The 15,705-nt window shown below is 53.9% G+C and carries 14 protein-coding genes and 1 other RNA gene; 8 read left to right on the top strand and 7 right to left on the bottom strand.

The features are described 5' to 3' along the window. Positions 1–32: 32 nt before the first annotated feature. The 3 genes from P1X16_RS06345 to P1X16_RS06335 all read right to left on the bottom strand — a co-directional run bounded on the left by P1X16_RS06345 (position 33) and on the right by P1X16_RS06335 (position 5,630). Entirely contained in the window at positions 33–677 is a 645-nt protein-coding gene (locus tag P1X16_RS06345; protein ID WP_277227051.1) for an outer membrane lipoprotein carrier protein LolA, read from the bottom strand. Between the two features lie 119 nt (positions 678–796). Continuing rightward, positions 797–3,778 (bottom strand): DNA translocase FtsK, encoded by a 2,982-nt coding sequence (locus P1X16_RS06340; protein WP_277227050.1) that lies wholly within the window; start codon positions 3,776–3,778, stop codon positions 797–799. A gap of 127 nt (positions 3,779–3,905) precedes the next feature. Continuing rightward, the gene (locus P1X16_RS06335) at positions 3,906–5,630 is read right to left on the bottom strand and encodes a DUF6044 family protein (protein WP_277227049.1); all 1,725 of its coding nucleotides are present in this window, start codon (positions 5,628–5,630) and stop codon (positions 3,906–3,908) included. 257 nt (positions 5,631–5,887) lie between these two features. Between P1X16_RS06335 and P1X16_RS06330 the strand changes: the two genes are divergently transcribed. Then, positions 5,888–6,151 carry a hypothetical protein gene (locus P1X16_RS06330; RefSeq protein WP_277227048.1) on the top strand — a complete coding sequence of 88 codons (264 nt, stop codon included), beginning with the start codon at positions 5,888–5,890 and terminating at the stop codon, positions 6,149–6,151. Between the two features lie 75 nt (positions 6,152–6,226). Here the strand turns inward: P1X16_RS06330 and xerD are convergent, their stop codons facing one another. Then, entirely contained in the window at positions 6,227–7,129 is a 903-nt protein-coding gene (xerD, locus tag P1X16_RS06325) for a site-specific tyrosine recombinase XerD (RefSeq protein ID WP_277227047.1), read from the bottom strand. Between the two features lie 164 nt (positions 7,130–7,293). On the opposite strand from xerD, the gene aroQ reads away from it, so the two are divergent. From aroQ to rnpB, 5 genes are all read left to right on the top strand, one after another. Further along, the gene (gene aroQ, locus P1X16_RS06320) at positions 7,294–7,740 is read left to right on the top strand and encodes a type II 3-dehydroquinate dehydratase (protein WP_277227046.1); all 447 of its coding nucleotides are present in this window, start codon (positions 7,294–7,296) and stop codon (positions 7,738–7,740) included. A gap of 152 nt (positions 7,741–7,892) precedes the next feature. Further along, positions 7,893–8,957 (top strand): aminotransferase class V-fold PLP-dependent enzyme, encoded by a 1,065-nt coding sequence (locus P1X16_RS06315; RefSeq protein ID WP_277227045.1) that lies wholly within the window; start codon positions 7,893–7,895, stop codon positions 8,955–8,957. Positions 8,958–9,053: 96 nt separating this feature from the next. After that, positions 9,054–9,614 (top strand): MarC family protein, encoded by a 561-nt coding sequence (locus P1X16_RS06310; protein ID WP_277227044.1) that lies wholly within the window; start codon positions 9,054–9,056, stop codon positions 9,612–9,614. A gap of 93 nt (positions 9,615–9,707) precedes the next feature. Further along, positions 9,708–10,175, top strand: coding sequence for a ribonuclease HI (gene rnhA / locus P1X16_RS06305; RefSeq protein WP_277227043.1), 468 nt, complete (start codon positions 9,708–9,710; stop codon positions 10,173–10,175). A 29-nt stretch (positions 10,176–10,204) separates the two neighbouring features. Continuing rightward, positions 10,205–10,605: RNase P RNA component class A (rnpB, locus tag P1X16_RS06300), an RNA gene on the top strand. A 91-nt stretch (positions 10,606–10,696) separates the two neighbouring features. On the opposite strand, the gene P1X16_RS06295 is transcribed toward rnpB, so the two are convergent. Then, positions 10,697–11,143: a c-type cytochrome gene (locus P1X16_RS06295; RefSeq protein WP_277227042.1), complete on the bottom strand. Its 447-nt coding sequence runs from the start codon at positions 11,141–11,143 to the stop codon at positions 10,697–10,699. An 8-nt stretch (positions 11,144–11,151) separates the two neighbouring features. Further along, positions 11,152–12,438: a PQQ-dependent sugar dehydrogenase gene (locus tag P1X16_RS06290; protein WP_277227041.1), complete on the bottom strand. Its 1,287-nt coding sequence runs from the start codon at positions 12,436–12,438 to the stop codon at positions 11,152–11,154. Between the two features lie 285 nt (positions 12,439–12,723). Here P1X16_RS06290 and P1X16_RS06285 point away from each other — a divergent pair, with 285 nt between their 5' ends. Continuing rightward, positions 12,724–13,881, top strand: coding sequence for a sigma-54 dependent transcriptional regulator (locus tag P1X16_RS06285; RefSeq protein WP_277227040.1), 1,158 nt, complete (start codon positions 12,724–12,726; stop codon positions 13,879–13,881). A gap of 86 nt (positions 13,882–13,967) precedes the next feature. Here P1X16_RS06285 and P1X16_RS06280 read toward each other — a convergent pair whose 3' ends face one another. Further along, positions 13,968–14,969: an acyl transferase gene (locus P1X16_RS06280; RefSeq protein WP_277227039.1), complete on the bottom strand. Its 1,002-nt coding sequence runs from the start codon at positions 14,967–14,969 to the stop codon at positions 13,968–13,970. Between the two features lie 117 nt (positions 14,970–15,086). Here P1X16_RS06280 and P1X16_RS06275 point away from each other — a divergent pair, with 117 nt between their 5' ends. Beyond that, positions 15,087–15,659: a hypothetical protein gene (locus P1X16_RS06275; protein ID WP_277227037.1), complete on the top strand. Its 573-nt coding sequence runs from the start codon at positions 15,087–15,089 to the stop codon at positions 15,657–15,659. Positions 15,660–15,705 lie beyond the last annotated feature (46 nt).

The following is a 15,705-nucleotide window of genomic DNA, read 5'->3' as shown; positions in this document are numbered from 1 at the left end:
AGCGGGCCGGACGAATTGGCAGGCTCGAAGCCTTAGCGCAGGTCAATAACTTTTACGCCTTTGTACTTGGTCTTGTCGAAAGCAAACGTGGTAGCGTCAACGGGCACGTTAGGCGTGAACTTGTTGATTTTGACGGTGTAGCGGTTGCCGTTCTTTTTGAACATCTGCCAGCTTCTTACCGATTTATCAACCTTGCTCACTTTCATGCGCACCTTGAAAACTGGGTTACTCCGATCCTCAGGGGCTAGTTCAATTACATCTACTACTTCGCCACCTTCCTTGGCCTCCTGTACATAGGAGTACTTGTAACCTTTCTTGTAGAGCGAATAGATTTGAGCGGGCGAGATTTCTTGCTCATCCGACTCATAATCAGAGATGTTCACCTCGTTTTCGGCTTTCATGTAGGTGTACATGGTTTTGCCGTCATTAATAACTTCTTGGCCGCTCATCTTCAACCGGAACTTCTGGCCGCTCACGGTGATGTCGCCGCTCATGTTCTCTTTTACTTTGGCTGCGTCGTTTTCCAGCGTTTGCGTGAAAGAGGCCTTGTAGGCTTTCATAGCCTGATACTTAGCACTCATCTGGTCCAGAATCTTACCAGCTTTGGGGTCCTGCTGCGCCGTAGCGGTTGAGCATAGCGAAACCGAAAAGGCAAACAGGGCGAAGAATTTTTTCATTACAAAAAGGTGGTTCAGTAGAAGTAAGTACAAGACGTACGAAACCGAGCTTTGTTTAAGACTTAACAAAAAGAACTTTATAAATGATCCTTTTTGTGCCCTGCATCATGCCTTACTTACTATTTAGGCAACGTATTCAACAACTGTTCCAAACTATATTCGTCCGGAATCAAAACCTCGCGCGCTTTGCTGCCCTCAAAAGGCCCTACCACGCCAGCATGCTCTAGCTGATCAATAAGGCGGCCAGCGCGGTTGTAGCCAAGCTTTAGGCGGCGCTGCAACAATGACGTACTGCCCTGCTGGTGCGTGACAATAACACGGGCGGCTTCCTCAAACATCGAGTCGCGTTGGGCAGGGTCCATATCTTCAAGGTCGCCGTTACCCCCACCCGATTCGCCTACCACTTCGGGGAGCATGTAGGCGTCAGGGTAGCCTTGTTGTTCGCCCACAAAATCGCACAGGCGGTCTACCTCGGGCGTGTCGATGAAGGCGCACTGCACCCGAATAATGTCGGAACCTTGCGAAATGAGCATGTCACCCTGACCAACCAATTGGTCGGCGCCGCCGGCATCGAGGATGGTGCGCGAGTCAATCTTGGAAGTAACCTTGAAAGAAATCCGGCACGGGAAGTTGGCCTTGATGATGCCCGTAATAACGTTGACCGAAGGCCGCTGTGTAGCCACAATCAGGTGAATACCGATAGCGCGGGCCAACTGAGCGAGGCGAGCAATTGGGGTTTCTACTTCCTTACCGGCTGTCATCATTAAGTCGGCCAACTCGTCGATTACTAGCACGATAAACGGCAGGTAGCGGTGGCCTTTCTTCGGGTTGAGGCGCCGCTCGATGAACTTGCGGTTGTACTCTTTCAGATTGCGGCAGCCGGCATCTTTCAGCAAATCGTAGCGCCGGTCCATTTCCATGCACAAGGAGTTCAGCGTGTTCACCACCTTCTTGGTGTCGGTGATGATGGCTTCGTCGGTATCGGGTAACTTGGCGAGGAAGTGACGCTCGATCTTATTGAAGATGCTTAGTTCCACCTTTTTGGGGTCGACGAGCACAAACTTCAATTGGGCCGGATGGCGCTTGTAGAGCAACGAAGCTAGAATCACGTTCAAGCCCACCGACTTACCCTGACCGGTGGCACCAGCCATCAGCAAGTGAGGCATTTTGGCCAAATCCACCACAAACACTTCGTTGGTGATGGTGCGCCCGAAAGCAATGGGCAAATCCATTTCGGTATGGGCAAATTTCTCGGTGCTGAACACCGACCGGATGCTTACCATCTCCTTCTTGGCGTTGGGCACCTCGATACCGATAGTGCCTTTGCCAGGTATTGGCGCAATGATACGAATACCTAAAGCGGCGAGGCTCAACGCAATATCGTCTTCCAGGCTCTTGATTTTCGAGATGCGCACCCCAGCGTCCGGCACGATTTCGTAGAGCGTGACGGTCGGGCCAATCGTGGCCTTGATGCTGGCGATGTTGATGCCGTAGTGGCCCAACGTTTCGACAATGCGGTCTTTGTTGGCTTCCAGTTCTTCCTTGGTTACCTGCGCCTTGGCCTGGCCGTAGTCGTTGAGCAGTTCCAGCGTAGGGTACTGGTACCGCGATAGGTCCAGCGTGGGGTCATAGTTGACGGCTGGCATGGCATCGGCATCCTCGTCCTCCTCGGCAATGACGGCCATATCGGCCCCAGCAGCTGGGTCTAGTTCAGCTCCTTTGTTGGTGATTTGCAAGGCTGGTTGTGGGGCAGCGCTAGCTGAAGGCTGACTGCTGGCAGCGGGTAGTGGCGCCTTGTCGTCAACCAAATCAGAAAGCGAAAGCGGCGTAGGAACCCGGGACGGCATAGCCACTACAGGCTCCGGATCAACCGCCGTTTCGATGGAGAAGCTAGGACCTTTTGCCGAGGTTGTTGCGCCACCAGAAGCTACGGTAGCCGCCGCGCTAGCAGCGCTAAGGGCCGCACTGGCGGCAGGTGCAACGGTAAGCGGCAAGGCGGCACCAGCCGCCGTAGCTGAGGCTGCTCCCGCTACTACACCAGTTCCAGCACTCGGTGTCACGCTGAAGGCGGGCGAGGCTATAGAACCAGACGTAACAACCGGAGCATCGGGCTCATCGTCTTCTTCGGGCTGCAAAACAGCAGCCGGTCGGGCAGCAGGTACGGGCGGAGTAGGCCGTAAGGACCGCACCGTCATACCCAAGTCACGCTCTTCTTCTTCCTTGATACCTATGGAAGCCGAAGCTCCGTAATTTCCTGCAGGACGGGCGTGGTTCGATACACTCTGATTTTCAGTAGCTTCCTCCTCTTCTTCAGCATCTGTGCCAAAGCGAGGAAGGGTAAGCGACGTGACATTGAAAAAGAAGACAACAAAGGAAATTAGCAGGAAGGCAAGGAGAAGCACGGTGCCCCAACCAATTAGGCTATCGAGCCAGAGGGCCACTTCGTAGCCAATGCCACCGCTCAGAAAGTCGAGGCGATGCCCTAGCGTGGGGTCCGCATCGGGGGCTTGCATTGTGAGCACGACGTAGCCAAGCAGCACGCTCAGCCAGCCCATCAGGAACAAGCACAAGGCCAGCACATAACTTACCGACACCTCTGCCCGTCGAAACACAATCTTGTAACCCAGGAAAAACACGATGGGTATGAGAGCAAATGCCGCTACCCCAAAGCCTTTATAAATAAAGACTTGTGCTATCATGGCCCCGAGCAGCCCAAACCAATTACCAGTTTCCTGACCGGCCTCTTTCGTCGTTGTCCGATCTAGCCCGGCCACTACGCTTTGATCGGCGTGGCCCGTAAACAGGAACGAGAGGAAAGCAATGGTGAGGTAGAGAGAACCAAGCAGAAAGAAGAACCCGAGAAAAAGCTGGAACCGCCGGTCGCGCACGAACCCGAACATACCGCCTAGGTTGAAGGACGGTAATTTCAGGGGTTGCCGTGGCGGTTTAGGAGCCGCTTTGGCCTCGGAGGCCCGACGATTTTCGCGGGGCGCGGTGGTTTCCGTTGCAACCGGCCGGGGCGTAGTGGCACGCGGTGGCCGCGGCTCGTTACTTCGGCTGGCCGGTGTAGGTTGATCTTGTTTGTATGTATTTTTAGCCATTCTAACGCTCCAAAGGGCCAAATCTAGGCATTTTTCAATGGTGATGTAGTGAAATAGCTAGCTAATGAGTGTAGCATTTTAGTAGGCTGATAAACTATCAAACTGCTAAGAAGGCTACTCTCTAGAATCACTGGTTCATCACCTCGTACAGGTAAATCCGCCAATAGGCATCTGGCCGGCTGAACACGCCAACCGAGCGGAGGCCGCTTTGAGCGGGTTGAGCTAGCCGGGCCGCCGACAATACGTAACGGCCCCTCAACTTTCGGAAGGTACTAGGATCAAACGTGAAATCCTGCACAACACGCTGCTGAAACGCGCCTACGCGGAAATCCTTGCCCAACTCCGCTGAAAATAAGAAGCACCGGTTACCCCAGGCATCGAAGTAAGCCTGCAGCATCGGGCTCTTGGCCAGCTCCCCGGCAATCAGCGGCCGAAACTTGTGCTTGTAAGAAAGCGGGTAGTTGTTTTGATAAGAATCTAAGGTGTAGAAGTCGTTTAGCTGGGCTACGGCCGGCGGGAAACCCAAGCAAGCCACCCGATACTGCGCGGGCTCGAGGGTAGTCTGCTGCCGTATAGTTTGCTGCACCTGCTCAAACAACGGCGCACTAACGTACGCTGCATAATTGGGCTCCTGGGCCCTTGGCCTGCCCGCTAACTCGCGCAGGTTGTTCAGCCATTCTGCATTCATGCCCAAGCCGACCAGCAACTGCAAGCCAATCACAGTTACTTGCCAACGAACTGGTAAGTCGCGCAGCGCCAGCGCCAGCACCATAAACCAGATCAACGGGCTCAGGAAATGGAATCGGCCAAAGTTGAAAGCTCCTACCGCTGGCACCTGCGTTTGTACGGCGGCCACCAATTGTGGATAAAACCCGCTGAACAGGGCCATTCCAACTAGTACGAGTAACCAGGATCCAAACCGCTGCAGCTGCTTGGTCCGCTGCCCCGCCGGAGTCCGCAGCATCACCACCCCTACCGCCAGCAAAACGGCTATTCGTAGAAAGCGGCTGGCATGATATTGCCCTACAAAAAAGAACTGGGCTGCACTTCGTAAGCCTTCAATCAAGCCCATGGGCGTGATTCGACGCATATCAAATTCTAGCCGGTGCGGCACGAACTGCTTGGCAAGCAGCAAAGAATAGAACAGCGGCCATTCCACCACCAAGTACACGCCTAGCAGCAGTAGTAAGCCCGCTACCAGACGCGCCTTTAGGCGGCGGGTTTGCCACCAGTCGTAGACAACGAATAGGCCGAGGGCAGCTAGTACAAACGGCCCCACAAACGCAAATATGCTCCATAGCGGGAAAGAGCCGATGAGCAGCCAGTGCCACCACCGCGCCGGCCCTCGGCGCAGTTCCAGAAAGGCCAGCAACAGTCCCGCCTGCCCCGGCACCGACCATCCATACATTGTGTAAAGTGGCAGCAGCGCCCAGCACAGCGCCACTCCGGCTGCTACTGCCTTTTGGTGCGCTTCTCGCAGCCAGTGTCGCCGCAACAAGGCATACATAGCCACTAAAGCGAGTAGCCGCACAAGGGCTTGCTGCACCAAATAAACAGCCCAGGGCGGCAGCATTTCAAACAGGCCAACGGTTACGTTTAGCCCCGACCGGGCCGCGTTGCGGGGCAGCCCATCCATCACGGCGGGCAGCACCGTAGTTGGGTCATAATCAAGCGCTACTTTCTGTTTGACAAGCAGATACGGTATAGCAAACTCTGCCTCTAGGTTGTCGTCGATGGTGATGTAGCTATGGTCTTGCAACACTGCGAATGGCAGCAGAAACACCAGCAACCCCAGTAGTGTTATCAAAAAGGGCGATGCGCGAGATGAATTATATATCCTAGATGATGGCACAATGATTAGATTTGTTGCGAAATTACCATTGCTCTGCTACTTCCCTCACACCTGTTGCAATGCCTGATTAAGGTTTTTCTTTGTCCTTGCATTGTCCTATGTCTCCAATTACCTCGCTTTCAGCTGAGCAGCCATCCTGCCAAGTTGAATATGATGCCAACAATCAATGGTTACGCGCTAATTGGCGCGGCTTTATCAATCCACAGCATGCTTTGCAAAGCATAGTCTCCTCTTTAGGTGTGCTTAGCAATCCGGTAGTGACTTTATTTCTAAACGATAACAGTCAAGTTCTCAATCCTTGGTTTGATTCGCTGACCTGGCTGCGGTATGCCTGGGACAGCACCCATACGGCCCCGCCGGCTTGCGTAGCGCACGTAATGCAGCCCGGTGGCGACGCCAACGTTAGTGACCTCGACACAAACTGGACCCGTAACACGGGCACTGAATTACAGCTTTTCGAGTCGGTAGAAGAAGCCGAGGATTGGTTGCGGGGATGCCACCACAATTCATGTGACTGTTAGCGTACATGCATATCTGTTTAATGCTCAGTTCAGTTAGCTGGTGATTGCAGACACTAAACAGTTCTGTTAACTACTTCAGCTGCGAGGGTGGAATTCCGTGATTATCTGCCGCAGGTAGTCTCGGTCTAAGTGCGTGTAGATTTCGGTGGTCGTGATGCTTTCGTGACCGAGCATTTCCTGGACGGCTCGCAAGTCGGCTCCTCCTTCAATAAGATGGGTGGCAAACGAGTGGCGTAAGGTGTGTGGGCTGATGCTTTTGCGTACTCCGGCGGTGCTGGCAGCTTCCTTTATGATGTTGAAAATCATAATCCTGGAAAGCTTGGCTCCTCGCCGGTTCAAGAACACATAATCTTCGTTGCCGGGCTTGATGTCGAGATGCGTACGGATACTTTGTAAGTAAATCCCGATATGCTTCAGGGCGTCGCGGCCGATGGGCACGAGGCGCTCCTTGTTGCCTTTGCCCGTCACGCGCACAAACCCCTGATCGACATACAGATTTGAAAGGCGTAGTTCGGTTAGCTCGCTTACGCGCAGACCAGAGCTGTAAAGCACTTCCAGAATGGCCCGGTTACGGGTGCCTTCGGCAGTGCTTAAGTCTATGGCTTCCAACAACTGTACGATGTCCTGGTAGCTGAGTGTGTCAGGGAGCTTCCGGCCGGTTTTGGGAGCTTCCAGCGTGTCAGTAGGATCAATGAGCAAGAGGTCCTCCATAATCATAAAGCTGAAAAACGCCTTGATGCCGGAGAGCGTGCGGGCCTGTGAGGTAGCCGACATTCCGAATTCGCCGAGCCAGTCGAGAAACTCGCGCAGCAGGGCGGTAGTCACCTCCTTAGGATTGTTGGGCAAGTGCCGGATTTCCAGAAAATAGCGCAGCTTGCCTACGTCGCGCACATATGCCTCCACGGAGTTAGCCGACAATGATTTTTCGAGCTGTAAGTAGCCTTCAAACTGCCGCAGAGCAATAGACCAAGTAGACATAGATAATCAAAAATGCTGCTCATGGGATGGTCGTTTCTCGAACGGCGACCTTCATATTCCTGCAAGTTTAGCGAGACTTGCCAGAGAAATAGTTTCTACCGGTTTGATTTGCCTTGTTGTTGAATCATTCAACAAGCGCCCACTCAACTCTCAACCATAGCTTAATGCAAATCCTCATCCTCAACGGCCCCAATCTTAATCTACTAGGTCGGCGCGAACCGGGCATCTATGGCACCCGCTCCTTCGACGACTATCTACCCGAACTACGCAACGCCTTCCCCGAACTAACCATCGAGTATTACCAAAGCAACCACGAGGGTGCCATACTGGATAAGCTGCACGAGGTGGGCTACACCTACCACGGCATTGTGCTCAACGCGGGCGGGTACACCCACACCAGCGTGGCCATAGCCGATGCTATAGCCGGTATCAATGCGCCGGTGATAGAAGTTCACCTGAGCAACCTGCACGCCCGGGAGGAATTCCGGCAGAAGAGCTTGCTGGGCAAGCATTGCGTGGGCAGCATCAGCGGCTTTAAGCTGGAAAGCTACCGGCTGGCAGTGCAATACTTCGACAGCCTGCGGCCGAAGCGTTTAGGCTTCAAGATATAGCAAGCGGCGAAATAGTGAGGCAGCAGCCTGGTGCGTCCGGCGAGCTGCTTGTGCGCTGAAAAGCCTGCAAGCTCATCATTTCACTAAATCATTATTTCGCCACTTAAGCGTTCCTACCTTTGCACCTCCATTCTTCCAGACTTCACCTACCTATGTATACATTCAATCCCGGCCCGTCGCAGGTGTACCCGCAGGTGCGCCAGTATCTTCAGGATGCTTTCGATGAGGGTTGGTTGTCGGCTCCGCACCGGGGCGAGCGGTTCACGAGTCTGATGCGCCAGACGGTGGCCGAGCTAAAAAACAAGCTCAACATCCCCCAGGACTACATGGTGTTCTTCATGAACTCCGCTACCGAGTGCTGGGAAGTTCTGACCCAAAGCCTCACGCCCCGCAAGAGTTTTCACCTCTACAGCGGCGCTTTCGGCGAGAAGTGGTATGACTACGCCAAAGCCCTGCGGCCCGCCACCATCGGCTTTCCCTTCGGCCCCGACGAACTGCCCGACGTAACCGCCTTGCCCCTCCCCGACCAGGAAATTGACTTGGTGTGCATCACGCAGAACGAAACCAGCAATGCCACCCAGCTGCGCGACGGCTTCATCCTGAATCTGTATAACCGCTTGGGCAACTCGCTGTTGGCAGTAGATGCCACCTCTTCGCTGGGCGGCATTCAGATGAAGTACATCAAGGCGGATATTTGGTATGCCTCGGTGCAGAAGTGCTTCGGCTTGCCTGCGGGTTTGTCGCTGATGATTTTGTCGCCACGGGCCGTTGACCGGTTCCGGCAAATCAATGAGCGTAGCCACTACAACTCGCTCACGGCGCAGTACGAGAAAATGCTCAATTATCAGACTACCCACACACCCAACGTGTTGGGCATCTACCTGCTGAGCCGCGTACTGCAAGACCGTGAACCCATCAAGGCGGTGCACCAGCACCTGCAGGATCGGGCCACTAAGCTCTACGACTACTTCGAGCAGGCCACGCAGCTCTCGCCCCTCATTACCAACCCCGAAACCCGCTCCACTACCGTTGTGGGCTTGCAAGGGCCGCCGCCGCTCATCGACGAAGTGAAGCGCAAGGCTCTCGCCCAGGGTTTGCAGCTCGGCAACGGCTACGGTAGCTGGAAAGCTGGCAGTTTGCGCATCGCTAACTTCCCCGCCATTCCGGATGCAGCATTCGAGCAACTGGTGCAGTTTTTTGCTCGGGAATTCGCTTAAGCTACGCAGTGAGCTTGCGCAGTTGTGCCTGACTCTAAGGTTTATAGAACCAGGCACAACTGCACAAGCTTCCTCTTCATAACGCCACCTTTGTCCATGTTCAGCCTCAAGGAAATCTTCTCGGTCACGCTTACCCTCTTTGCCGTGATTGATGTGCTGGGCTCTATTCCCATCATCATTCAGATTCGGCAGCGCGAGGGCAAGATCCACTCGGAAAAAGCCACCTTGGTTGCGGGCATTCTGATGGTGGTGTTTCTGTTTCTGGGGCAGAGTATATTGTCGTTGTTCGGCGTTGATTATCAGTCGTTCGCGCTAGCAGGGGCTATTATCATCTTCCTTATTGGCATGGAAATGATATTGGGCATTCAGCTGTTTCGGCACGACCCGCTGGCTACCACGGGCTCTATTGTGCCGCTTGCGTTTCCTATTATCGTGGGGGCCGGCACCATGACCACGCTGCTCTCTCTGCGCGCCGCCTACTCCCTGCCCAACGTATTGGTTGGCATCGGTTTGAACTTGGTGTTCGTGTACCTGGTGCTCAAAAGCAGTGGCTGGATTGAGCGTAAACTAGGCAAAGCAGGCGAGGATATTTTGCGCCGCGTATTCGGCGTGATTCTGCTGGCTATTGCCATTAAGCTGTTCAAAAGTAATTTTTAGTTGAAACAGTAACTACTTGATTGTTTGCGCGCCGTGTGAAGATGACACGCAAACAATCAAGTAGTTACTGTTTCAACTCTTCAGTATCCAAAAATGATTTACCTGTTCACCGATGGTTCCTCACGCGGCAACCCTGGCCCCGGGGGCTACGGGGCCATCCTGCGTTTCGGCCAGCACGAGAAGGAACTGACCGAAGGCTTCCGGCTCACCACCAACAACCGCATGGAGCTGCTGGCTGTCATCAAAGGCCTCGAAGCCATCAACCGCCCCGAGTTACCCATCACCGTCGTGACGGACTCGAAGTACGTAGTAGATGCAGTGGAAAAGCGGTGGGTGTTTGGCTGGGAAAAGAAAGCTGACTTCGGCAAGAAAGCCAACGAAGACCTGTGGCGGCGCTTCCTCAAAGTGTATGCCCAACGCAAAGTATCTTTCAAATGGGTGCGCGGCCACAACGGCCACCCCGAAAATGAGCGTTGCGACCAACTCGCCGTGTGGAGTGCCACCCAAGGCAAGCTGCTTGTTGACGACGGCTACGAGCTAATTGAAGCTCGTCGCGCCTAAGGCAATAAATTGCGCCTTACCTTTGCCCCGTGATGAGTCGCTCCACCGCGGCGCCTTTCGGGGCGACGAGGAAAGTCCGGGCAACGCAGAGCACCCTGCTTCCTAACGGGAAGGACTGGCAAGTATAATGCAAACCAGGACAGCCAGTGCCACAGAAAACTACCGCCTACGTTGCCTTCGGGCAGCCGGTAAGGGTGAAAAGGTGCGGTAAGAGCGCACCAGCGGGCAGGTAACTGTCCCGGCTGGGTAAACCTCAGGGGTTGAAAGACCAAATAAGCGGATATGCAGGCCTTCGGGCCCGCACCGGGCGGCTCGTCCGGCGTCCGTGGGTAGGTTGATGGAGCCTTTCCGCGAGGACTGGCCTAGATAAATGGTGGAGACGCTGCTTTCGGGCAGTGGACAGAACCCGGCTTACAGGCTCATCACGCAACATGAAAACGGCCGCCGCAACACTACTTGTTGCGGCGGCCGTTTTTGCGTTCAGTAAACCAGTACGCAAAGCAGCATAAGGCTTATACCTCTTACTTCTTGTTTGCGGCTCGGATTGCTTTCACTTCCGCTGCACTAATGGGCGCAGCCTTGTTGCCGAAGCTGTTGCGCACATACGTTAGCACAGACGCAATCTGCTGATCGGTTAGAAAATCGTAGGAGGGCATGGCATTGTTGTAGGGCTCCCCGTCGATGTCCTCGCCCTGCAAGCCATTGAGCACCACTTTCACAATACGGGGTTTTTCACCGAGCACGTAGCTGGTTTTAATGAGTGGCGGGTTCAATCCATCAACCCCGCCTCCATCGGCTTGGTGGCAGCTCAGGCAGTTCTGGGTATAGATGGCTTTTCCCTCGGCAATAGCTGCTGATGAAGCAACTGCTGTTGCAGGGGCTGCTTTAGGTTTGGGAGCCGGCTTCTTTTGGGCCGATGCCGACAACCCACACAAGGTTAGCCCAATTAGGGCAACTATATTCTTCATTAAGGGGCTTATTTCTTGGCGTATACAATGCGGTAGATTGTGCCCATCTTGTCGTCGGAGACGTAGAGTGAGCCATCAGGTCCCTGGGCCAAGCCGCAGGGCTTGTGGTCGGCACGGCCAGAGGCCACTTTCTCGGGCGAGCCGGCAAAATTATCAGCGAATACCTCCCACTCACCGGCAGGCTTGCCATTTTTGAACGGTTGGAAAACTACGTAGTAACCTGCCTGCGGTTCGGGAGCCCGGTTCCAGGACCCGTGAAACGCAATGAACGCGCCGTTGCGATACTTTTCGGGAAACATGGTTCCGGTATAGAACAACAGCGCGTTGGGAGCCATATGGGCCGGAAACGCTGCTGCCGGGTCAATAAAGTTGCCAGTGGCTTCTTTCTTGCCGTCGCCACCGTATTCAGGGGCCATCATTTTCTTGCGCTGTAGCCCATCGTAATACATGTAGGGCCAACCGGCATTATCGCCTTTTTTAAGAGCGTACATACATTCGGCCGGTAACAGCGCTGACTGCTTGACGTCGTACATTTCCGGGAAAATATCGTGGAGTTGGTCGCGGCCGTGCTGCATCACGAAGAGCTGATTGGCTTGCGTGTTCCAGTCCAGGCCCACTACGTTGCGCAGACCGGTGGCATAGCGCGTACCGTCGCCGTAGGTTTGATTGAGCTTGTCGGCCCGGAATTGCCAAACGCCCCCGGCCGAATCGAGAATCGGGCAATTCTGCTGGCCGAGTGAGCCTTTCTGGCGGTCCTTGATTTGGCAAGAGTTGGAATAGGCTCCCACGTTGACGTAGATGTTGCCACTATTGTCGAGCGCCACCGACTTGCTTTCGTGCTGCCGCCGGTTAATGAGCCCCGTAATTATCTTTTCGGGCTGCTCGGGGTTGATTACTTCTCCCTTTGCGTCAAGCTTGTACCGAAACACCTCCTGGTCGGAGGAGGCATACAGGTAGCCATTTTTGACGGCAATACCGGTACCGCCGTAGTTACCGAATCCGCCGGCCACTTCGGCCTTACCTCCGCTGCTTTCGCGCAGCATCAGGATACTCTTACCGGTTTTGTCGGGACGGTTCAGCTTGACGTAAATGTTGCCTTGGGGCGTGATAGTCAGGTGACGAGTACGGGCCCCGGTTTCCACCACTTTTAAGGCCCCGAAGCCAGCTGGCAGTTTCAAGCCTGCATTGTCAGCGTCGGGTACAGGCGGCCCTACTTTGCTGGTTAAGGCATACAGTGCCAAACTGCCAACCAGAGCCGAGGGCAGTAGTACATAGCGGGTCAAAAGGTGTTTCATGTGGGTTGGGTTCTGTCAATAAAGAGTGTAACGCTGAGTATCAGATCAATAAGCCATCGGCTTAGCTCGCCTTGCTTACTGCATTCCCACAGCAGAGGTTGCTTCTGTTGCTGGCGCAGCGCGGCAAACTAGTTCCGCTACTGCGAAAAGCAAAGTCGGCGGGGTTATAACAGGAGTTGCAGCCACATCGCCGGAGGTCTGTATTTTGTTTGTGCACACGAACCAAGCACGGCTTTTCGTTACCTTCGTTACTTTCGCTTCCCCCTCTTTTGCCAAACCCGTTCTATGCCCCGCATTCTCATTATTGACGACGAAAAAGCCATTCGCAATACGCTGAAGGAGATTTTAGAATACGAAAGCTACCAAGTAGACCAAGCCGAGGACGGCCCCTCCGGCCTCGATATGCTGATTCGCGACAAATATGACGTGGTACTCTGCGACATTAAAATGCCCAAGATGGATGGCATCGAGGTGCTGGAACGTGCCCGCATTGTAGCGCCCGACACTGCCTTCATCATGGTTTCGGCCCACGGCAACGTGGAAATGGCCGTTGATGCCACCAAAAAAGGCGCCTACGACTTCCTGCAAAAGCCACCAGACCTCAACCGCCTGCTGGTAACGGTTCGCAATGCCTTGGACCGCACTAAGCTTGTAGCTGAAACCAAGACGCTCAAGAAGAAGGTTGCCAAAAATTCGGAGATGGTCGGCTCTTCGGCGGCGCTTGGGGCCGTGCGCAAAGCCATCGAGAAAGTGGCACCTACCGATGCACGCGTACTGATTACGGGACCCAACGGTGCCGGCAAGGAGATGGTAGCGCGCCAACTGCACGAGCAAAGTAATCGCTCTAGTGGTCCGCTCATCGAAGTAAACTGCGCTGCTATTCCATCGGAACTTATTGAGAGCGAGCTATTTGGGCACGAGAAAGGCTCTTTCACCTCGGCCGTGAAGCAGCGCATCGGCAAGTTCGAGCAAGCCGATGGCGGCACGCTCTTCCTCGACGAAATCGGCGATATGAGCCTTTCGGCTCAGGCCAAGGTGCTACGGGCGCTGCAGGAAAACAAAATCACGCGGGTTGGGGGTGAAAAGGAAATTTCGGTGAACGTGCGTGTGCTTGCGGCCACCAACAAAAACCTGCTTCAGGAAATAGCCGACCGCAACTTCCGCGAAGACCTCTACCACCGGCTCTCCGTCATCCTTATTCAAGTCCCCTCCCTCAACGACCGGCGCGAAGACATTCCCGACCTGATTCAGAAGTTTCTGCAGGACATTGCAAACGACTATGGCAACAAGCCCAAGAAGATTGATGCCGCAGCTCTTAAGTACCTGCAAAGCCTCGACTGGCGTGGCAATATCCGAGAGCTTCGCAACGTGGTAGAACGCCTAGTCATCATGAGCGACGACACTATTTCGGAAGTCGACGCTAAAGCGTTTGCAGGCAAATAAATACAAAGGCTAACTAAAACAGCCCATCACTCTGAACAAAGCTCAGAGTGATGGGCTGTTTTAGTTTCATTCTACGAGCCACTAGTTTACACCATTTGATTACAACCTCGCACGTCGGAATTATCAAGGCGACCGAGTACTTCGAAAGAGCCGTCGGGATGCATGCGGGCTAGGTCTTTGGTTTCGATAAAGCTACAGCTGTCTACATTGGCTAGGTCGATAATATTGATGGCGCCGTCAGGGCGGTCTTCCGAGACAGAAAACGGGTCGGCGGGGTCGCGGAGTAGTATGCGCAGTTGAGGGGGAGCGTGGAAGCGGCCGTCGCCTAGGCTGTAGGCTTGGCTGAGTAGCTCCGTCATGCCGTATTCTGAGTGAATACCCGCCGGGCCAAAGGCTTGCTGGAGTTCGTGATGTAGCTCTTCCCGGATCATTTCACGCCGACGGCCTTTCATGCCCCCAGTTTCGAGTACGGTTAGGTTCTGTAGCTCTGGCGCGAGGCCTACTTCAGCGGCCAAGTCCAGCAAGGCATAGCTCACGCCGAAAAGCATAACGCGGCGGGTAGAATCCTGCTTCGCCGCACGCAAAGCCTGCAGCAAAGCCACATGATCGTGCAGGAAAAAGGCGGGCTGCGTTTGGCCAGACTCCTTGGCGAAATAGTCCACCATGGCTACCAACGAAGAATGACCTTGCTCTAGATACGATGGCAGCAGCGCCAGAAACGTCCAAGTGGTAATCGGGCCATAGAACTGCTCGAAAATATGAGCGGCATTATGGCGGTAGAGCTGCGGGTCGCGAACGTGATGCTGGCTCCGCTGCTGCATGGTGGTGCCGCTGCTTAAAAACAGTTCCTGCGGCTCCCACGCCTCAGGGTCGGTGCGGACGTCGTGCGTCTTGAAGAACTCGATAGGCAGGAAGGGAATGTCGGTGATTTGCTCTATGGCGTCAGCGTTGCAACCTAATGCGTCTAAGTAGGCTCTATACGGCGGACAGTGCTTCGCCTGGTAGCGAAACAACCGTAAAGCCACCGCCGAAACGTCGGAGGTAGCTAGGTGAGGCAGCTGGTCCAAATGCTCTTCGCGGAAACTCATTGCAGGGTTATGGGGTTTGGAAAACACATAACAAAAGCAGTAAGTCTTCGTTGAGAAGCTGTACCTTTTACTCGCCGCTGAGGCGAAATTTCACTCGTCTTTTTAGTTTCTATGGCCATGTCTCGTACGCTTCACTTAGGCTTACTTTTCGCGCTGCTATGCGCAGCCGTTTCCTCATGTATCAGCCCGCCTGACTATCCTGACGCCCCTCGCATTAAGTTCAAAGAATTGGAAGTCGTGCGCTTGCCCAGAAGTGACCCTCGTGAGCAAGCTATTGACTCAGATACTATAACTATTTCTTTTGAGGATGGTGACGGCGACTTAGGGTTAAACCCTACTGATAACATGGCACCTTATAATGATGTGTCAGTAAATGGAAAACAAACTAATCCCAACTACTTCAACTACTATATTCAAGCACAACTTAAGAATAGAAATGGTCAATTCGTAGACTATATACTCGATGGGTCTAACGGTGAAGTAGGTCAATACAATGGCCGTTTTCCTCGCTTGACTACTGAGGCAACAAAAGAAGGACCCTTGAAAGGTAATTTGCGCTATAATCTAGGGCTGAGTTTGGGTACACCTTTTAACCCTGGTGATGAGATTCGATTTAGGATCAGTATTAGAGACCGTGCCCTTAATTTGAGCAACGAAATTTTCACTGAATCCTACGTTGTAAAGCCATAATCAACAGATAAGTACCTTCTTACGCTTGAAAGAGGGCGACGCTATT

Source organism: Hymenobacter sp. YC55 (assembly GCF_029433095.1).
In the GTDB taxonomy this organism is placed as follows: Bacteria; Bacteroidota; Bacteroidia; order Cytophagales; family Hymenobacteraceae; genus Hymenobacter.
The sequence above is the reverse complement of the archived record's forward strand: the minus strand, read 5'-3'. Positions and strand labels throughout refer to the sequence as shown.

Coding starts and splice junctions, on each gene's coding strand:
- P1X16_RS06345 (WP_277227051.1), bottom strand. CDS start 677: ATGAAAAAATTCTTCGCCCTGTTTGCCTTTTCGGTTTCGCTATGCTCA.
- P1X16_RS06340 (WP_277227050.1), bottom strand. CDS start 3,778: ATGGCTAAAAATACATACAAACAAGATCAACCTACACCGGCCAGCCGA.
- xerD (WP_277227047.1), bottom strand. CDS start 7,129: ATGTCTACTTGGTCTATTGCTCTGCGGCAGTTTGAAGGCTACTTACAG.
- aroQ (WP_277227046.1), top strand. CDS start 7,294: ATGCAAATCCTCATCCTCAACGGCCCCAATCTTAATCTACTAGGTCGG.
- P1X16_RS06315 (WP_277227045.1), top strand. CDS start 7,893: ATGTATACATTCAATCCCGGCCCGTCGCAGGTGTACCCGCAGGTGCGC.
- P1X16_RS06310 (WP_277227044.1), top strand. CDS start 9,054: ATGTTCAGCCTCAAGGAAATCTTCTCGGTCACGCTTACCCTCTTTGCC.
- rnhA (WP_277227043.1), top strand. CDS start 9,708: ATGATTTACCTGTTCACCGATGGTTCCTCACGCGGCAACCCTGGCCCC.
- P1X16_RS06295 (WP_277227042.1), bottom strand. CDS start 11,143: ATGAAGAATATAGTTGCCCTAATTGGGCTAACCTTGTGTGGGTTGTCG.
- P1X16_RS06290 (WP_277227041.1), bottom strand. CDS start 12,438: ATGAAACACCTTTTGACCCGCTATGTACTACTGCCCTCGGCTCTGGTT.
- P1X16_RS06285 (WP_277227040.1), top strand. CDS start 12,724: ATGCCCCGCATTCTCATTATTGACGACGAAAAAGCCATTCGCAATACG.
- P1X16_RS06280 (WP_277227039.1), bottom strand. CDS start 14,969: ATGAGTTTCCGCGAAGAGCATTTGGACCAGCTGCCTCACCTAGCTACC.
- P1X16_RS06275 (WP_277227037.1), top strand. CDS start 15,087: ATGTCTCGTACGCTTCACTTAGGCTTACTTTTCGCGCTGCTATGCGCA.